We start from the raw sequence: 17,982 nt of genomic DNA on the forward strand, positions 1-17,982 counted from the left end.
TTAGCTGTCGCATTTGTCTACATTTCTGACTAGCTATCTTTAAAAAAAAGGCATAGCATGCGTGAAAATTAAATCGTTCATCGACCGGTTGGTTATTAAGGAACATCTTTGAAATACATCATCTCACTGCTTGCAGTTCTCAGCCTGTTTGTGCCTGCAATTTCATATGCTGCCCTTCTGAATATTTTGCCTGAAAGCGTTGAAGCAGAAGCCTGGACCATTCTTGACTCACAATCAGGTCAGGTCATTGCCGAACACAATGCCGATGTTCAACGTGCACCTGCTTCCCTCACCAAAATGATGGTCGCTTATATTGCACTCAAGGAAATCCAGGCTGGTAAATTGGATAAAAGTGAAGTATTAACTGCAACGCCGATTGTGAAAACAGTGATGTGGGATGAGTCACAAATGTACCTGAAAGAAGGTGAGCAGATTTCGATTGATCAGCTTCTAGCGGGCCTGATTATCATGTCGGCGAATGATGCTGCTGTGACATTGGCAGAAAAAATTTCAGGTGATATTCCAAGCTTTGTCGAGCGAATGAATCGGGAAGCAAAAGCTTTGGGCATGGTACATACCCATTTCCAGAATCCGGCCGGCATTACCATGCCTGAGCATTATTCTACTGCAGCCGATTTGGCGCGTTTGTCGGCAGCTGTGGTTAATCAGACTCCGGACTATCTATATTATTCCAAGCAGCCAAGTTTTAGCTATAACAACCATTTTCACCGTGCCACTAACCGCGTGTTGCAGGTGGACTCAAGTGTCGATGGTTTAAAAACGGGCTTTACTCGCGCAGCCGGTTATAACCTGGCGCTTACCGCCAATCGTCCGACTTATGATATGGAACTGCCCCACCGTCGTTTGATCGTGGTAGTTCTAGGTACCAAAAGTGCTGCCAAACGTGCTGAAGTATCCCACAAGCTAATGAATCTGGCATATACCTATACCCGCAATGAAGTCGCCATTAAAGACAAACAGCTACTAGCTGAATTACCGGTGATCAAATCGACTTTGAAAATGTTTAAGGTTGAGACTAAACAGCCGCAGATTATTACCACCTCTTTATATGATCAGAATTATGCCATTGACCTGAACCAGTTCGATCAAAACCATCAACGAGTGATGTTGAATACAGGTGATGGTGTAATGCAAAGCATTGAACCGCTACATGAAACCCAGACCCATATTAATGTAGAAATGAATGCTTCTGAACTGATTGCACCTATGGCCAAAGTGATGCCATTGGCGACAATTCATGTCTATCAGAATAATCAGCTTATTCGTACCATCCAGATTGAAGATATGGTCGAACTTGAAGAAGCAGGTTTCTTCCAGAAATTCCTGAGCTGGTTATCTAGCTTCTTTGGCATCTTTGCAGAAAGTGCACCAAGTGCCAAACTCTATCCAATCCAGAAATAAGCGCTGAATACAGTTAGAAGGCTTCTCATTTGCCTTCTAACTCTCTCCTTAGAATTTCTTCTTTCTCTCGTCAATTTTACCTCTTCTGACATAATTGCTACGTTTTGTAATTTGTATAACAATTCTAATCAAGACGGCCTGCTGCCCATGCCATAGTATATTTGGTCTAAATTTCTCTTATTTTTATTAGAAAAATAAATAGGTTAATAATATATGACAGCACATCGAATCGTAATTGTAGGTGGTGGCGCAGGTGGATTGGAACTGGCTACTCAATTGGGCGAAACCTTAGGCAAGAGTGGCAAAGCACATATCACCCTAGTAGATCAGAAACTGACGCATATCTGGAAACCCTTATTGCATGAAATTGCTGCAGGTACGCTTAATCCGCATGCAGAAGAAACCAATTATTTTAGTCATGCTGCAGCTCATCATTATCACTTTGTGCTGGGAACATTTATTGATCTGGATCGTGAGGCTAAAGAAATTATTCTGGAAACAGATTATTTTTCTAAAAAAGCTCAGCCTAAACAGAAGAAACACATCAGCTATGACACGCTAGTGTTAGCACTAGGTTCCACTTCCAATGATTTCAATACTGAAGGTGTTGCCCAATACTGTCATTTTCTCGACAGCCGCCAGCAGGCCGATGTCTTCCAGCAGGATCTGCTACATCTTTATCTCAATGCTCAAAATCAAACCTCTTCCCGTGAGCTTAAAATTGCCATTATTGGAGCCGGTGCAACTGGTGTAGAACTGGCTGCCGAGCTGGTGATCGCCAAACAAAACTTTTTTAAATATGGTCTGAACAAGATTGATCCAAATAAAGTCAAAATCACTTTGATTGAAGCCGCTGATCGGATCTTACCTGCACTGTCTGAGAAAATGGCTGAACACACCATGGAGCAACTCGATCGTCTAGGTATTGAGGTATTAACCAGTCATAGGGTCGCTAAAGTCGATGAAGACCAGATTTACTTTGCTGATGGTTCAAGCCTCGAAGCTGAAATTAAGGTTTGGGCTGCTGGAATTAAAGCTCCTGAAGTTCTGGCAAAACTTAAGGAGCTGGAAAAAGACAATATTAATCGCCTAAAAGTTTATGCAACTCTGCAAACTCTGTCAGACCCGGATATTTTCGTTTTTGGTGATTGTGCTCACTGTCAGCCTGAAGCAGATCAACCAGTTTTAGGCCCCCGTGCACAGGTCGCCAGCCAGCAGGCCGCTTTTCTGGTCAAAGCCTTAAAAGCACGCATTAATGGCGAAAGCTATTTACCGATGTTCAAGTTTTCTGACAAAGGCTCATTAGTGTCTTTAAGTCAAAACAGTGCTGTCGGTGAATTATTGGGTCAGGTCAATATTCAAGGCTTTGTCGCGAAATCCATGTATGTATCCCTGTACCGGATTCATCAGGCCACCATTCATGGCTATACCCATGCTGGCCTGTTAACTGCCAAAGACTTTGTTACACGAAAAATTGCACCCAAGCTGAAATTGCATTGAAATTGTAAATATTGTCCTCATATATGAAAAAATCGTCATTAAACATGTCAAATTGCATTTTTTTGCTATTTTTAGTCTACAAAAATACAATTTCACTTTATGATGTACCCTTAAAAAATTGAATGGATCAATTAATATGACTGCTATTGCAAATAACCTCGTGGTTTCTTTCCACTACACATTGACTAACGCAGAGGGCGAAACTCTCGACAAATCTCAAGGTGAACCACTTGCCTATTTGCACGGTGCAGGTAACATCATCCCTGGTTTAGAAAAAGCTTTAGAAGGCAAAACTGTTGGTGAAAAATTCACTGTAAATGTTCCTGCTGCTGAAGGTTATGGCGAATATAACCCAGAGCTAGTGCAAGAAGTGCCTAAACAAATGTTCCAAGGCGTAGACAACATCCAGGCAGGCATGCAGTTCCAAGCACAAACTGATGACGGCGTTCAAATCGTAACTGTTAAAGCAGTTGAAGGTGACAACGTAGTTGTTGATGCTAACTTCCCGCTTGCTGGTCAAGATTTAACCTTCGAAGTTGAAATCGTGTCTATCCGTGAACCTTCTCAAGAAGAACTTGATCACGGTCACGTACACGGTGCAGGTGGTCACCACCACTAAGACTTCCCGGCCTTTAGCACAAAAAGGCAAAGTGAAAACTTTGCCTTTTTTAGTGCCTTAAGATTTTAAATATAAAAAAAGCAGGACTACTGCCCTGCTTTTCATCATTAAAATCACGGATCACTCAAATTACGCAATCATTAACGTTTATTATAGATCTGCATTGCTGCTGGCAGATTTTGACGCATTGCTGCGATACGCTGACTGTTCGATGGATGAGTAGACAGGAAAGTCGCGCCATTGCTACCACCTTCAAGCTTGTTCATTTTTTCCCAAAGAGTAATCGCTGCATTCGGGTTATAGCCAGCACGCGCCATGAGAGTTAAACCGCCCTGATCAGCACGGCTTTCTAGGTTACGTGAGTAAGGTAAGCCGATGCCGATCTGGCTACCCAATTGTGCCACTGCAGCACCACCTTGTCCTACGCCCGCTGCATTTAAACCAATACCCAATGCCAGATCAGTCAGGGCTTGTGCACCAAGTTTCTGTTTCGCATGCTCTTCTAGGGCATGGACCATTTCATGACCCATAATGGCTGCAATCTCAGCATCGGTCAGATTCAGCTTGTTCACGATACCGGTATAGAATACCACTTTACCACCAGGTGCCACAAAAGCGTTGACCTGATCAGATTTCAATACAGCCAACTGCCATTGGAATGCAGTGCCTGTCTGGTTCAGCTGGTTGGCATAAGGTTTTAAACGGTTAAAAACAGCATTAATACGACTATATGTCGCTGAACTGGTATCCAGCTGGCCTTTCGCTTTAGCGTCTGCCACCATGGCATTGTAGCTTTGGCTGGCTGAAGCATTTAAAGTCGCTGTATCTGCGCCCGCAATATCGGCAATAGTTGTACAACCAGACAAAGTAATGGCTGCGGCTGCACCCATACCTAACAAGAATTTATTTTTCATTATAGTGACTCCACCATAAGCAAAAGGTTAATTTACATTGTAAAAAATTATAAGTTAAAGGCCGGAGCAACTAAATGTACAATTACTTCATCTTGTTATATTTTATGTAATTTTAACCCCAATACTGTATCGCAAGCCAATAAATCAGACAGACAATATTTAAACCTAAATATAAATGACACAAAGGTTTAATTTTTTCTTCTAAAATTTCACTTTTACGCTTAAAAAATAGAAAAGCATTTTGCAGCAAGATGACCGGTACCAATACACAGGCAATGATCACGCTCAAGCCAATGAATGCCCCATAAATAATGTCAGGATCCTGAGTTTGAGCACGGATGATCAGCATCGCAATGGTCGGTGCGCCACCCATCGCGAATAACAAGGAATAGAACATCGTTCCCGATATATTTTTATGCATCCTGCATACTCATATTTTATTTTGTTTTATTCTAACAAGCGCCATGCCACTGCACAGCACTTGCCGTTAAGACTTTAGTCCTGAATTTCGAAATTATTTCTTAGTCTTGTATACCGTCATCGCTTCAGGCATCAGCTGTTGTAAGGCTGCAATTCGGTCATCATTCGTTGGATGTGTAGAAGTAAATTTATTCAGGACACTATTACCACGGCTGTCTTGTGCATTCATTTTTTGCCACAAAGTAATCGCTGCATTCGGGTTATAGCCTGCTCGTGCCATTAGCATGAGACCACCTTTATCGGCACGGCTTTCCAGATTACGAGAGAATGGCAAGCCTACACCAAATTGAGCACCCATATCCAGCAGTAGCCCACCATAACCACCAGCGGACTGCCCGACGTACTTGCTACCGATACTTACTGCCAGATCAGTAAGTGCTTGCGCTCCTACCTTATTCTTAGAATATTCCTCAAGCGCATGCACCATTTCATGCCCCATGATGGCAGCAACTTCATCGTCTGTGAGTTTTAGTGTATCAACAATACCCGTATAGAACACCACCTTGCCACCTGGTGCGACATAGGCATTAATTTCGTTGGATTTGATTACCGCCACTTGCCAGTCAAACTTCTGACCAGTCTGATTCAGTTGATCTGCATACGGCTTCATTTTCAGAAAAACCCGATTTACTTTTTTATAGGTGGCAGATGTCGTATCCAGAATCTGTTTCTGCTTGGCCTCTGTCAGCATCTGATTATAGCTTTGTGCTGCACTCAGATTTAATGTGGCTGAATCAGCCCCCATCAGATCTGCAACCGTAGTACACCCCGTTAATGTGGTCGCGATGACCATCCCCGCCAATAATTTTTTATATTTCATGACCTTCTCAAATATATAAGGTCAAAACATCATAAAGAATCCAAACAGGTTTTCAATCATTCTTATAAGTTCGTTCAAATAAAAAAACCCTGTGAAATCACAGGGTTTTTATCATTTTTAGCTTAAGCGATTAAGCATCAAACGGATGGCGAAGAATAATGGTTTCTTCACGGTCTGGGCCAGTTGAAATGATGTCGATTGGACATTCAATCAATTGTTCAAGACGTTTCACATAGTTAATCGCCGCTTGTGGCAATTGATCTAGTGATTTCGCACCGAAAGTAGATTCTTTCCAGCCTGGCATAGTTTCGTAGATTGGTTTTAAAGTTTCAAATGCAAGCGCATCAGAAGAACCAACACAGCCAGAATCAGCAGCTTCGTAACCTACACAGATTTTCACTTCTTCTAAACCGTCAAGAACGTCAAGTTTAGTCAAGCAAATACCAGACAGTGAGTTCACTTCTACTGAACGACGCAGGATTTCAGCATCGAACCAGCCACAACGACGTTGACGGCCAGTAGACGCACCAAATTCTGAACCTACAGTACCCAGATGTTTACCAATTGCATCACCTGTATCTGTTGCAGCGTCATAAACCAACTCAGTTGGGAATGGACCTGAACCTACACGAGTGGTGTATGCTTTAGTAATACCAAGAACATAGTCAAGGTGTAATGGACCAAGACCTGAACCTGAACTTACGCCACCAGCAGTTGTGTTTGAAGAAGTCACGTACGGGTATGTACCGTGGTCAACGTCAAGCAATGAACCTTGCGCACCTTCGAACATGATTTTCTTGCCAGCTTTACGGTAAGCGTGAAGTTCACCAGTCACGTCCATAACCATAGGCTCGATCACTTTGCGCCATTCGTCGCAAAGCGCAAGTACGTCTTCAACTTTAACTGCTTCAACACCGAAGAATTGAGTCAATTGGAAGTTGTGGTATTCAAGCAATTCTTCAAGCTGAGCTTTCAGATGTTCGCCACCACGTACCAGGTCAGCAACACGGATTGCACGACGTGCCACTTTATCTTCATAAGCAGGCCCGATCCCACGACCAGTTGTACCAATTTTCGCATTACCACGTTTTTTCTCACGAGCTTGGTCAAGTGCGATGTGGTGCGGAAGAATCAATGGACAGTTTGGAGAAATGCGTAGACGTTCACGTACTGGCACGCCTTCTTTTTCAAGAATATCCATCTCTTTGATGAGCGCTTCAGGTGAAAGAACCACACCATTACCAATTAAGCATAATACGTTTTCACGTAAAATACCTGATGGAATGAGGTGTAATACAGTTTTCTTACCACCAACCACGAGAGTATGACCTGCGTTATGTCCGCCTTGATAACGAACTACTGCAGCCGCTTGATCTGTGAGCAGGTCGACGATCTTACCCTTACCTTCGTCGCCCCATTGGGTACCAAGTACCACAACATTCTTGCCCATAATAGCCTCATTACATCATGCTGTTAAAGTTGAAAGTCCCACTCAGCGACATGAACACTGAGTAAAACAATTAAAGCGATTAAATCGTTTTGATAGTCCACTCACCGTCCACATTCACCAGCTGGTGAGTTGCATACGGTACCGAGTTTAAATCATCATTACCTAATAACTGAATTACACTTAAGCCTTGTGCACGGGTTGCCTGAATCGCATTTAACAGCGCAGCATCTATACCCTTAGGTGCTACCACAACTTTAGCTGTAGCAAACTTGCCTGCACTTAAAGCATATAAGTCACAAGAGAAACCGGTTGCCGGACGTGCACGACCAAAATGCTCACCAATACCATCATAACGGCCACCTTGTGCTAATGCAGCAGCACGGTTCGGTGCATAAACGGCATACATCAGGCCAGTGTGATAATGGTATGAACGTAATTCAACGACATCAATCCCAATATGCAGATTCGGCCAGCGTGCCTGAACTTCATTTTTGGTAGTTTGCAGTGCATCAAATGCCTGTTTGAAGGCTGGATTTTCTAATACTTCAGCACTTAAATTCGTTTTTAAGGCATCCAGGTCACTTGCAAAACGGCCAAGCGTATAGAAGTCTGATCCAAACTTAAGATTTTGAGTAAATTCAGCCAGTTCTGGCAATGCTTTACGTTGATAAAGATCAGACAATTGGCGTTCGGTTGCTTTACTTAAACCAGCTTGTGCAATCAGACTACGGAACAGCCTCACATGACCTAAGTCAAGGTGGATACCATCGGCCAAACCTGCTTCCTGAATCAGGCTGATCATCAAGTCAACCATTTCCACGTCAGCATCAATGCTGTCTGAACCAAATAATTCTGCACCCAATTGCAATGGTGCACGTGTGGTATTAAATCCTTGAGGTTTCGTATGTAAAACCGTACCCGCATAACAATAACGAGCCACACCTTCCACTGGATGTACATGCGCATCGATACGAGCCACTTGTGGTGTCATATCGGCACGCACACCAAGCAAACGGCCAGACAGCTGGTCGATCACTTTAAAAGTGGCTAAGTCTAAATCCTGATTCGATTCTGAGAGAGAAGATAGAGATTCAATGTATTCAATAAATGGCGTGTACACCAGCTGATAACCTCGAGATGCGAGGAAATCCAGTGATTGACGGCGCAGGCTTTCGATGACTTGCGCTTGTTCTGGTAATACATCAGCTACACCATCAGGTAATAACCATGTCTCTGAAATGGGCATGTTGTAAACCTAAATTCTTGTCAGCGCGGAATAAACCGCATAAAAAAATCGGGAGCACACCCGATTTCTCCTAGTCTAGCACGATCGTTTAGGCTGTGCATCGCAATTTTGATAATTTTCTCTGACTGAACAAAGGACTTAGATAGATAAACCAAATCATCTCCCTCTTATCAAGAGAAAATAGGCTGAATAAAATTTAATAACCAACATATCAACTTGATTTTCTAATATATTTCCCCAACCAAAACAATGATGAAAAACTTATTCTTGATTCAATCCTCATCTATCCAAGGGTAAAAATTTATAAAATATCAGTACTAGATGCTTAAAAATAATCCTATACAAAAACCCAATGTGGAGACTTAAATGACCAAGAAAACAGCATCATTCTGGTAGAGTTTAAAGGGACTGCAAAGACTCCGGTATTTCTTATAAACTTTCTTTCTCCTTCTAGAATAAAACCCGATCATCTCATGCCTCCCTTTCAGCCACGTATAACGCCTTCTGATGCCACTCCTCTGAGTGAGTTTCAGCGTGGTGTGAAAGACTGCATACCTTTATTATTGGGTGTAATTCCTCTGGCACTGGTCTTGGGTGCAACAGCAGCACAAAAAGATTTTAGCCTGCTTGAGGTTCCCTTGCTGACCGGGCTGAACTTTGCTGGCGGTTCCGAATTTGCAGTTTTAGAAGCCTGGACTGATCCACCTCATCTGCTTACCTTGATCTTTATTACTTTTCTCATTAACAGCCGCTATATTCTGCTCGGTGCCAGTCTGGTGCCTTATTATGCCGGGCTATGTATTGTTCTTTATCTGGCTTGGGTCGGCTTTACCACTTTAGGTGCTTTGGCTGGGCCGGTGTTAGGAGATATTCACTATTTTGGTTTTGATATGGCTTTCCCAGCCATTATGCTGATTTTACTGAAAGGTATGTGGAAAGGCTTTACTGAAGCCAGACCTTGGCTAATCAGTTTAATTTTTGCTGCTCTGACTTATAGCTATCTGCCAGGCAACTGGTATGTGCTGATTGGTGCGCTTGCTGGCATTGCCGCTGCCTTCTGGCTAATTCAGGAGGATGAAGCATGATCCAGATGAGCACTTTTATCGCAATCTTATTAGTTGCGCTAACGACTTACTGCACGCGGATACTTGGCTATGTCCTACTCAAAAATAAAACTTTGAGCAAACGTCAGCGTAAAATTCTGGAAGTGATTCCAGGCTGTGTACTGATTTCGATGATCACCCCATATTTTTTACGAGATGATCCGGCTGATCTGATAGCCATAATGGTGACACTATTCGTTGCATCACGCTTTGGCATGCTGCCGACCATTTTGATTAGCATGGCCTCGGCAGCTATTTTAAGAACCTTACTGGTTTAAATCCTTTATATAAGGCTAAGCCAGTATGAAAAGGTCTTATGACTTTGGTTCTACTACTTTAGCGAGCAGATTTACCAGTTCTGCATTTTGCAGCTCAACTTTTTGCAGTTTAGCCGTAGTCTGATCCAGTACTTCCTGCTGAACATGCATTTTTTTCGCCAGATCCTGCATAATTTCCAAGGTCTTTTTTAAATTTTCTTCCAGATGCGCCACTTTTTCCTCAACTGGCACGCCTTCCACACTTTGTGAACTCTCATTATTATTAAATTGCAGCCAGATCAAAAAAATCACAGCCAAGGTCAGTAATATAATAAATCCCCAGATCAACATCATGTGCTTGCTCTTATTCCATTTAATTATCTTTATCTTAACGAAAAAATATCCAGATCACAGAAATATTCGGCATAAATCCAGAGCTTTTCGATCAATTACGTTCAAGTTTTTATTCATTTTCTTCTAATTTTTTAATCTTGCATAAAAAAGCACCCCATTTGGGATGCTTTCAAAATAGCTTAATCTGTATAAAAGGATTCACAGAGATCCAGCAAACGGTTGGCATAACCCCATTCATTATCATACCAGGCAAATACTTTGGCCTGATGCCCCACTACCAAGGTTTGGGTCAGATCCACAATCAATGAGTAAGGCGAATGATTAAAGTCTGAAGATACTAGAGGCTCATCTGTCACAGACATGATTTCAGCAAAATCCTGACGTGCAGCGTTCATTAATACTTCATTCAACTGATGATCAGTAATGGGTGACTGGGAGATAAAGGTTAAATCAATGGCCGCTACATTAATGGTTGGCACACGAATCGAATAACCATCAATCCGGTTTTCCATCTTCGGCATTACGCGTTTTAAAGCACCCAAAGCCGAAGATGTGGTTGGAATAATATTTTGCCCAGAAGCTCGGGCACGTCTTAAATCACGATGGGCATGATCCAGTACTGACTGATCCGCTGTCACTGCGTGAATTTCAGTCATCAGTGCAGTCTCAATACCAAAGGCATCATCAATGATTTTGACTAGAGGTACCAATGCTTGCGTAGTACAAGAAACACTGGAAATAATCTGGTCACTTTCTTTGACATCACGATGGTTGACGCCATAGACAATTGCGGCATCCACTGTATCAAACGGTGCAGCACCAATAATGACCCGTTTTGCCCCGGCAGTAATATGCTGAGTCGCAGCCTCACGCGAACGGAACAGGCCGGTACATTCCAATACCACATCAATATTCAGTTCATGCCATGGCATTTCCACCGGATTCGCTTGTCTTAACACCTGAACTTTCTGATAGGCATCGCGATAAGTGACATGCAGGTAGGCATACTCATCTTCATAAGTCAGATCAACCTGCCCCGGGAAACGACCATGAGTAGAATCATATTTAAATAGATGCAATAAGGTTTCAACGTCGGCAACGTCATTAATGGCAACGATGTCAAAATTAAAATCTTTCGGATTTTCAAACCATGCACGCAACACATTGCGTCCGATTCGTCCAAAACCATTAATTGCGATACGTTGCATCGACATTTCCTACTGCGGCATAAAACTTTGTGCGCCTATATTAATGGAATTATCCAGCTGACTGATAACTATTCAGCTAAATCCACTAAAAATTACACAGAATGTCCAATATTTCATCGAAAAATTCATACTTTACTTGAAGCAATCCAGTCTTTCTATCAGCGAGAATTAAGATAAATTGCTGTAATGACAATAGCTTTTGATTTTGCAGGGCATTTTTCTGATTTTTCCAATATTCATTCCTTATAGTTTTATGATCTATAAATATGAAAATCATTGGTTGAACAGGCATTTTCCGTTATAATTTGGCGTTTTTAAATATTTAAGCCCCGCATTGCAGCAGAGAACCAACCTTCTTGTCAGACTGTGATGTTTTTAGCCAAATCGGAAATTATGGAGTGACTTGGTTGTGAGTACTCGTTTTATGACATCAGCTGAAATTCGCGAAGCTTTTTTAAGCTACTTTGAATCGCAAGGGCATACACGTGTCGCGTCGAGTTCTCTGGTTCCTGCCAACGACCCAACATTATTGTTTACCAATGCTGGTATGAACCAGTTTAAAGACTGCTTCTTAGGTCTGGAAAAGCGCGATTATGTACGTGCGACATCTTCACAAAAATGCGTACGCGCAGGTGGTAAACACAACGACTTAGATAACGTTGGCTACACAGCGCGTCACCACACATTTTTTGAAATGCTGGGTAACTTCTCGTTTGGTGATTACTTCAAACGTGATGCAATTAAATTTGCCTGGGAATTCCTGACCGGCGACAAATGGCTGGCTCTGCCTAAAGACAAATTGTACGTAACTGTGTATCACACTGATGACGAAGCTTTTGACATCTGGAATAAAGAAGTTGGTCTAGATGCCAGCCGCATTATCCGCATTGGTGATAATAAAGGCGAAAAATACGCTTCTGATAACTTCTGGGCAATGGGTGACACTGGTCCTTGTGGTCCATGTTCTGAAATCTTCTATGACCACGGTGATCATATCTGGGGTGGCCTGCCAGGTACGCCTGAAGAAGATGGCGACCGTTTCATTGAAATCTGGAACAACGTATTCATGCAGTTCAACCGCACTGCGGATGGCGTCCTGCACCCTCTTCCTGCACCTTCTGTTGATACCGGTATGGGCCTTGAGCGTATTTCTGCGGTTCTGCAACACGTCAATTCTAACTATGAAATCGACCTGTTCCAAAACCTATTAAAAGCTGCTGCTGAAATCATCGGTCTAGATACTTCAGACATTGAAGCGAAAGCACAAGCTGAAAACAAACCGGTTGAATACCCTGCTTCACTTAAAGTGGTTGCTGACCATGCACGTTCATGCTGCTTCCTGATTGCAGATGGCGTGAACCCTTCAAATGAAGGTCGTGGTTATGTACTGCGCCGTATTATCCGTCGTGCAGTTCGTCACGGTAACAAACTGGGTGCGACTGGTTCATTCTTCCACAAAATGCTGCAACCTTTGATTGATGTAATGGGTGCTGCTTATCCTGAACTTGAAGCAAACAAGGCACGTATCGAAGCTGCTTTGCTGAAAGAAGAAGAACAATTCGCCAAAACACTTGAGCAAGGCCTAAAATTGCTTGAAGGCGAACTGGCAAACCTGAAAGGTTCTGTGATTCCAGGTGAAATCGTATTCAAACTTTATGACACTTATGGCTTCCCAACTGACCTTACAGCAGATATCGCACGTGAACGTGATTTAACCATTGACGAAGCTGGCTTTGAAAAAGAAATGGCGGCTCAACGTCAACGTGCACGTGATGCAGGTAAATTCGCAATCGACTATAACAGCGTTGTTAAAGTTGAAGGCGAAACTCAGTTTGAAGGTTATGACGCAACAGCAGGCGAAGGTCGAATCATCGCGATCTACAAAGATGGCGAACAGGTTGACGAAGTGGTTGAAGGCGACGAAGCACTGATTGTTCTGAACCAAACTCCTTTCTATGCAGAAAGCGGTGGTCAGATCGGTGATACAGGGCTCTTCAAAAACGATACAGGTATCTTTGAAGTTCAAGATACCAAAAAATCTGGTGGTGCATTCGTTCACCAAGGTATCGTGACTATGGGTAACCTTAAAGTTACTCAAAACGTTGAAGCAACGGTTAAAGCCGAGATTCGTGCTGCAACTGCTCGTAACCACTCTGCAACTCACTTGCTCCACGCTGCCCTACGTCAAATCCTGGGTTCACACGTACAACAAAAAGGTTCATTGGTTGCGTCTGACGTTCTGCGTTTCGACTTTGTTAACGATCAGCCTGTAACTTTTGAACAGTTGCAAGAAATTGAACGTCTTGTCAATGCTGAAGTGATTGCCAATACGCCTGTTACGACTGAACTGCTCGACATCGAATCTGCGAAAGCCAAAGGTGCGATGATGCTGTTCGGTGAGAAATACGGTGAAGAAGTTCGCGTATTGTCTATGGGTTCAGTGATTGACGAGAAAAACTTCTCGATCGAGCTGTGTGGCGGTATTCATGTGAAACGTACAGGTGACATTGGTCTGTTCAAAATCACTTCTGAAGGTGGTGTAGCAGCAGGTGTACGTCGTATTGAAGCCGTAACTGGTACTAAAGCGGTTGAAGTCGTACAGAAAGTCGATCGTGATGTTCAATACATCAATGGTTTGTTAAAAGCACAGAACCATAAAACAGTCGAAAAAGTTGAAGCTGTGGTGGACACTGCACATCAATTGCAAAAACAGATCGAACAGCTGAATCAAAAATTGGCAAGCTTACAAGCCGGTGAACTTTTAAGTCAGGTTCAAGAGCTTGCAGGCCGTAAAACATTAATCACTACTGTTCAGAATATGGATGCAAAAGCATTACGTAACCTGCACGACGGTGTGAAATCAAAATTAGAAAATGCAGTCATTGTTCTTGCAGGTGTAGAGGGTGACAAGGTTAGCTTGATTGCATCTGTGGCGAAAGACTTTACTGCTTCTATTAAAGCGGGTGACATCATCAAACACTTGGCAACTGAGCTAGGTGGTAAAGGTGGTGGTAAACCTGACTTGGCACAAGGTGGCGCGCCACTTAACGAGAAGTTTGCTCCAGTGATGGCTGATTTAGCAGCTTGGCTTGAAGCAAAATAAAAACTTCATTTTGTGTAACTGACCCTGATCGGAAAATCAGGGTCATGGTTTATATGGAACAACTATGGCATTAATCGTTCAAAAATATGGCGGTACCTCAATGGGTACTCCCGAGCGCATTCTCAATGTTGCTCGTCGTGTGAAGCGCTGGCATGACCATGGCCACAAGGTGGTTGTAGTCGTATCTGCTATGAGTGGTGAAACCAACCGCTTGCTTGCTCTCGCGAAAGCCATTACCGAAACCCCTGACCCACGTGAACTTGACCAAATGGTTTCTACGGGTGAACAGGTAACGATTTCCATGTTAGCTATGGCGCTGAATTCAATTGGCGTTGAAGCTAAATCTTTAACTGGTCGCCAGGTTGGTATTAAAACTGACAGCGCATTCACCAAAGCACGTATCGAATCTATTGATACTGATGTATTGACTGAAAACCTAGATGCAGGCCGCGTGATTGTGGTTGCAGGTTTCCAGGGCTTTGATGCTGATGGCAATACCACAACTTTAGGTCGTGGTGGTTCTGATACTTCAGGTGTTGCCCTTGCTGCAGCGCTAAAAGCGGATGAATGTCAGATTTACACAGATGTTGATGGCGTATATACGACTGACCCTCGTGTTGCTCCTAAAGCGAAAAAAGTAGACCGTATCTCTTTCGAAGAAATGCTGGAAATGGCATCTTTAGGTTCTAAAGTTCTTCAAATTCGCTCTGTAGAATTTGCAGGTAAGTACCAAGTGCCTTTACGCGTACTCTCAAGCTTCGATAATGACACTGATGGCGCATTTGACGAAGACTTCAAAAACAACGTCGGAACTCTTATTACTACTGAACTGGAAGACAACATGGAACAGCCAATTATCTCTGGTATCGCGTTCAACCGCGACGAAGCTAAACTGACTATTCTGGGTGTTCCAGATGAGCCAGGTATTGCATCTAAAATTCTTAAACCAATTGGTGATGCCAATATCGAAGTGGATATGATTATCCAGAACGTTGAAGAAGATGGTACGACTGATTTCACGTTTACTGTAAACCGCGGTGAACTCGCTAAAGCCAAAAAAATCCTTGAAGAAACTGCTCAAGCGATTGGCGCACGTGAAGTTGCAACTCGTGATGACATCGTTAAAGTGTCTATCGTCGGTGTAGGTATGCGCTCTCACGCAGGTGTAGCAAGCAAAATGTTCACTGCTCTTGCTGATGAAGGCATCAACATCCTGATGATCTCTACTTCTGAAATCAAGATTTCTGTGATTATCGAAGAGAATTATCTTGAGCTTGCAGTTCGCTCACTTCACACTGCGTTCGGTTTAGACCGTGAACATGGTGAATCTAGCGCACGCGCTTAAGAGAACTACAAATACCGTCATTGTCTGACAGTATTTCATTAAATCTCTACAAAAATGCAGGGCCACTATAGTTTTTTTTATAGTGGCTCTGTTATATTAAGCCTAAGGATTTTCAACAGTCTGGATAGTTAACCTCTTCATTTCATGGACAGGACTTTCTATTCAAACTTTAATTATATAATTTTAGGTTGTGTTTTTTTATTACATTCAATAGATTGCAGGTTTTGCATTTTGCAAGGAGAGAAACATGCTGATTTTGACTCGACGCGTCGGGGAAACTTTAATGATCGGAGACCAAGTCAGCGTGACTGTACTTGGCGTAAAAGGCAACCAGGTTCGTATTGGGGTAAATGCTCCGAAAGAAGTCTCTGTACACCGTGAAGAGATTTACCAGCGTATCCAGCATGAACGTGCAATGCATGAACATCTTCAGCATATTGACCAGGATTATCAACCTTCTTCTTATGAAGATGATAACCAGACACAAAATAACTTTAACCGTTAATTTTGTATGAATATAAAAGCGGCTTTTAAGCCGCTTTTAATTTGGCTAATTTTCAACTGCATAGCAAAATAATTAGACTTTAGCCCGCCTGCTGCTAATCAAGCAACGCTGCCAGCACTTTTTTCACTGGTCCAAAACTACGACGGTGTTCATCAATCACCCCGTGTAAGGCAATCGCTTCAAAATGTGCTTTGGTCGGATAGCCCTTATGCTTGGCAAAGCCAAATTGCGGATATTTTTGATCCATCTCCACCATCTGGCGATCACGGGTCACTTTAGCCAGAATACTGGCTGCTGAAATCTCAGGATGCAAGGCATCCCCACCTACGACCGCATCACAACTCATCGCAAGGCCCTGAGGAATCTTGTTGCCATCGACCAGTACATGTTCCGGCTGAATACTTAATGCTTCCACAGCGCGGCGCATTGCCAGTAAAGAGGCCTGCAAAATATTATGCTCGTCGATTTCTGCTGCAGAAGCTTCAGCAATGGCCCAAGCTAGGGCTTTTTCCTGAATCTCAATAAAAAGTTTTTCGCGCTTCTTCTCGCTTAGCTTCTTGGAATCATTTAAGCCCTCAATCGGGTTATTCGGATCCAATATCACAGCCGCAGCGACCACCGATCCTACTAATGGCCCACGCCCTGCTTCATCTACACCAGCAATATTCATTTTATTTCCCATAAAAAATAGGCTGAACCAGTCAGCCTATTCAAATTTGATTTTGAATTAGTTTACCGCTTCAGCCACGCAAGCGTTAATAGTATTTGCAACAACATTACCTACAATAGTCGCACGTGCTGTCGCATCAATTGCTGCAGTTGCCAAATCCACTGCAGTCACGTTTTGTGGTGCTTTTTCACTCACGCAACCACAGATTTCAGACTGGATATTCTGTTTTTGCGTTTCTGTCATTAAGCGTGTTGCAGTTTGCCAAGCCGGAATATTGTTTAGTTCAGTGACACATTTTGCATTGATGGCAATTTTAATGGCTGCAGAACCGAGTTGCTGACCTGTACTTGCTTGAGTTGTGGTGCTGGCACCTTGTGGTGCTACACATGCAGAAAGAACAAGTGTTAATGGAGCAACAACAGCCAATAATTTTTTCACGGATTTTATCCTTTTTTCAGCTTTTAAAATATGCGCTATTGTGCCGAAGTTTATCGAAATAAGAAATCTAAAAATGAGTCATGATGTCTAATCTGCGCGCAGCCAGACTCATAGCCATCCCAGGAAAGAAGACTCACTACTAATCTAAAGGTAAAGTTTGGATAAGCCAGCACCGAAAAATCTTTAATTGATAAACTCGCCCATACAGCCTTTTAAGCTATTGGCAATTGCTTTGCGGGTTAGCTCTTTTTTAGTTTCTTCATCAATGGTTGCTTTTAACAGGGTTTTGGCCGGCACACCTTCCAAAGCATGCTCACCCACACAGCCACACACTTTTTGCTGTAAATGCTGTTTATTGGCTTCAGCCATGAAATAAGTCCCCATTTTCCAGACTTTGGAATCTTTCAGCTCTTGGCCACACTGATATTCAATCACAGGTTTCAGGGCTTTCTGAGTCATTGAGGTATCTGCACAAGCAGGATTGATTAAGCTAACGGCCAGAACAGGCCACAGGAATTTTAATTTCATCTTCGGTTCATATATCAAAT

The 17,982-nt window shown here is 42.8% G+C and carries 18 protein-coding genes; 8 read left to right on the top strand and 10 right to left on the bottom strand.

What is annotated here, in order from left to right:
• Positions 1-108: 108 nt before the first annotated feature.
• The 3 genes from RJ01_RS08270 (at position 109) to slyD (ending at position 3,541) form a co-directional block, all read left to right on the top strand.
• Positions 109-1,422 carry a D-alanyl-D-alanine carboxypeptidase PBP6B gene (locus RJ01_RS08270; protein WP_034170707.1) on the top strand — a complete coding sequence of 438 codons (1,314 nt, stop codon included), beginning with the start codon at positions 109-111 and terminating at the stop codon, positions 1,420-1,422.
• A gap of 213 nt (positions 1,423-1,635) precedes the next feature.
• Complete coding sequence (locus tag RJ01_RS08275) at positions 1,636-2,922, top strand: NAD(P)/FAD-dependent oxidoreductase (protein WP_034170708.1); 1,287 nt, start codon at positions 1,636-1,638, stop codon at positions 2,920-2,922.
• Positions 2,923-3,058: 136 nt separating this feature from the next.
• Complete coding sequence (gene slyD / locus RJ01_RS08280) at positions 3,059-3,541, top strand: peptidylprolyl isomerase (protein ID WP_004784172.1); 483 nt, start codon at positions 3,059-3,061, stop codon at positions 3,539-3,541.
• A gap of 140 nt (positions 3,542-3,681) precedes the next feature.
• Here slyD and RJ01_RS08285 read toward each other — a convergent pair whose 3' ends face one another.
• The 5 genes from RJ01_RS08285 to RJ01_RS08305 all read right to left on the bottom strand — a co-directional run bounded on the left by RJ01_RS08285 (position 3,682) and on the right by RJ01_RS08305 (position 8,451).
• Positions 3,682-4,455, bottom strand: coding sequence for a M48 family metallopeptidase (locus RJ01_RS08285; RefSeq protein WP_005236423.1), 774 nt, complete (start codon positions 4,453-4,455; stop codon positions 3,682-3,684).
• 112 nt (positions 4,456-4,567) lie between these two features.
• A complete protein-coding gene (locus RJ01_RS08290) occupies positions 4,568-4,876 on the bottom strand; it encodes a hypothetical protein (protein WP_004784177.1) in 309 nt (102 codons plus the stop codon).
• Positions 4,877-4,969: 93 nt separating this feature from the next.
• Positions 4,970-5,755 carry a M48 family metallopeptidase gene (locus RJ01_RS08295; protein ID WP_034170709.1) on the bottom strand — a complete coding sequence of 262 codons (786 nt, stop codon included), beginning with the start codon at positions 5,753-5,755 and terminating at the stop codon, positions 4,970-4,972.
• A gap of 130 nt (positions 5,756-5,885) precedes the next feature.
• Entirely contained in the window at positions 5,886-7,205 is a 1,320-nt protein-coding gene (locus RJ01_RS08300; protein ID WP_004784184.1) for an adenylosuccinate synthase, read from the bottom strand.
• 79 nt (positions 7,206-7,284) lie between these two features.
• Complete coding sequence (locus RJ01_RS08305; protein ID WP_034170710.1) at positions 7,285-8,451, bottom strand: ATP phosphoribosyltransferase regulatory subunit; 1,167 nt, start codon at positions 8,449-8,451, stop codon at positions 7,285-7,287.
• Between the two features lie 473 nt (positions 8,452-8,924).
• On the opposite strand from RJ01_RS08305, the gene RJ01_RS08310 reads away from it, so the two are divergent.
• Entirely contained in the window at positions 8,925-9,536 is a 612-nt protein-coding gene (locus tag RJ01_RS08310; RefSeq protein WP_034170711.1) for an AzlC family ABC transporter permease, read from the top strand.
• On the top strand, positions 9,533-9,832 hold the full coding sequence (locus RJ01_RS08315) for an AzlD family protein (RefSeq protein WP_034170712.1): 300 nt from the start codon (positions 9,533-9,535) through the stop codon (positions 9,830-9,832). Before RJ01_RS08310 ends, RJ01_RS08315 begins: the two co-directional genes overlap by 4 nt.
• Before the next feature lie 36 nt (positions 9,833-9,868).
• Here RJ01_RS08315 and RJ01_RS08320 read toward each other — a convergent pair whose 3' ends face one another.
• Both RJ01_RS08320 and RJ01_RS08325 read right to left on the bottom strand, forming a co-directional pair.
• Entirely contained in the window at positions 9,869-10,165 is a 297-nt protein-coding gene (locus RJ01_RS08320) for a hypothetical protein (protein ID WP_005236433.1), read from the bottom strand.
• A gap of 179 nt (positions 10,166-10,344) precedes the next feature.
• Complete coding sequence (locus RJ01_RS08325; protein ID WP_034170713.1) at positions 10,345-11,373, bottom strand: type I glyceraldehyde-3-phosphate dehydrogenase; 1,029 nt, start codon at positions 11,371-11,373, stop codon at positions 10,345-10,347.
• A 409-nt stretch (positions 11,374-11,782) separates the two neighbouring features.
• Here RJ01_RS08325 and alaS point away from each other — a divergent pair, with 409 nt between their 5' ends.
• The 3 genes from alaS (at position 11,783) to csrA (ending at position 16,326) form a co-directional block, all read left to right on the top strand.
• Positions 11,783-14,476, top strand: coding sequence for an alanine--tRNA ligase (alaS, locus tag RJ01_RS08335; RefSeq protein WP_171248460.1), 2,694 nt, complete (start codon positions 11,783-11,785; stop codon positions 14,474-14,476).
• Between the two features lie 64 nt (positions 14,477-14,540).
• Positions 14,541-15,821, top strand: a complete 1,281-nt coding sequence (locus tag RJ01_RS08340; RefSeq protein WP_004784201.1) for an aspartate kinase — start codon at positions 14,541-14,543, stop codon at positions 15,819-15,821.
• Between the two features lie 247 nt (positions 15,822-16,068).
• Positions 16,069-16,326, top strand: coding sequence for a carbon storage regulator CsrA (gene csrA, locus RJ01_RS08345; protein WP_004784202.1), 258 nt, complete (start codon positions 16,069-16,071; stop codon positions 16,324-16,326).
• 94 nt (positions 16,327-16,420) lie between these two features.
• On the opposite strand, the gene rnhB is transcribed toward csrA, so the two are convergent.
• From rnhB to RJ01_RS08360, 3 genes are all read right to left on the bottom strand, one after another.
• Positions 16,421-16,996 carry a ribonuclease HII gene (rnhB, locus tag RJ01_RS08350; RefSeq protein WP_005236446.1) on the bottom strand — a complete coding sequence of 192 codons (576 nt, stop codon included), beginning with the start codon at positions 16,994-16,996 and terminating at the stop codon, positions 16,421-16,423.
• Between the two features lie 57 nt (positions 16,997-17,053).
• Positions 17,054-17,434: a hypothetical protein gene (locus RJ01_RS08355; RefSeq protein ID WP_034170716.1), complete on the bottom strand. Its 381-nt coding sequence runs from the start codon at positions 17,432-17,434 to the stop codon at positions 17,054-17,056.
• Between the two features lie 183 nt (positions 17,435-17,617).
• A complete protein-coding gene (locus RJ01_RS08360; protein ID WP_004784208.1) occupies positions 17,618-17,962 on the bottom strand; it encodes a hypothetical protein in 345 nt (114 codons plus the stop codon).
• Positions 17,963-17,982 lie beyond the last annotated feature (20 nt).

The sequence above is a fragment of the Acinetobacter sp. YZS-X1-1 genome, assembly GCF_000804305.1.
GTDB lineage: Bacteria > Pseudomonadota > Gammaproteobacteria > Pseudomonadales > Moraxellaceae > Acinetobacter > Acinetobacter variabilis.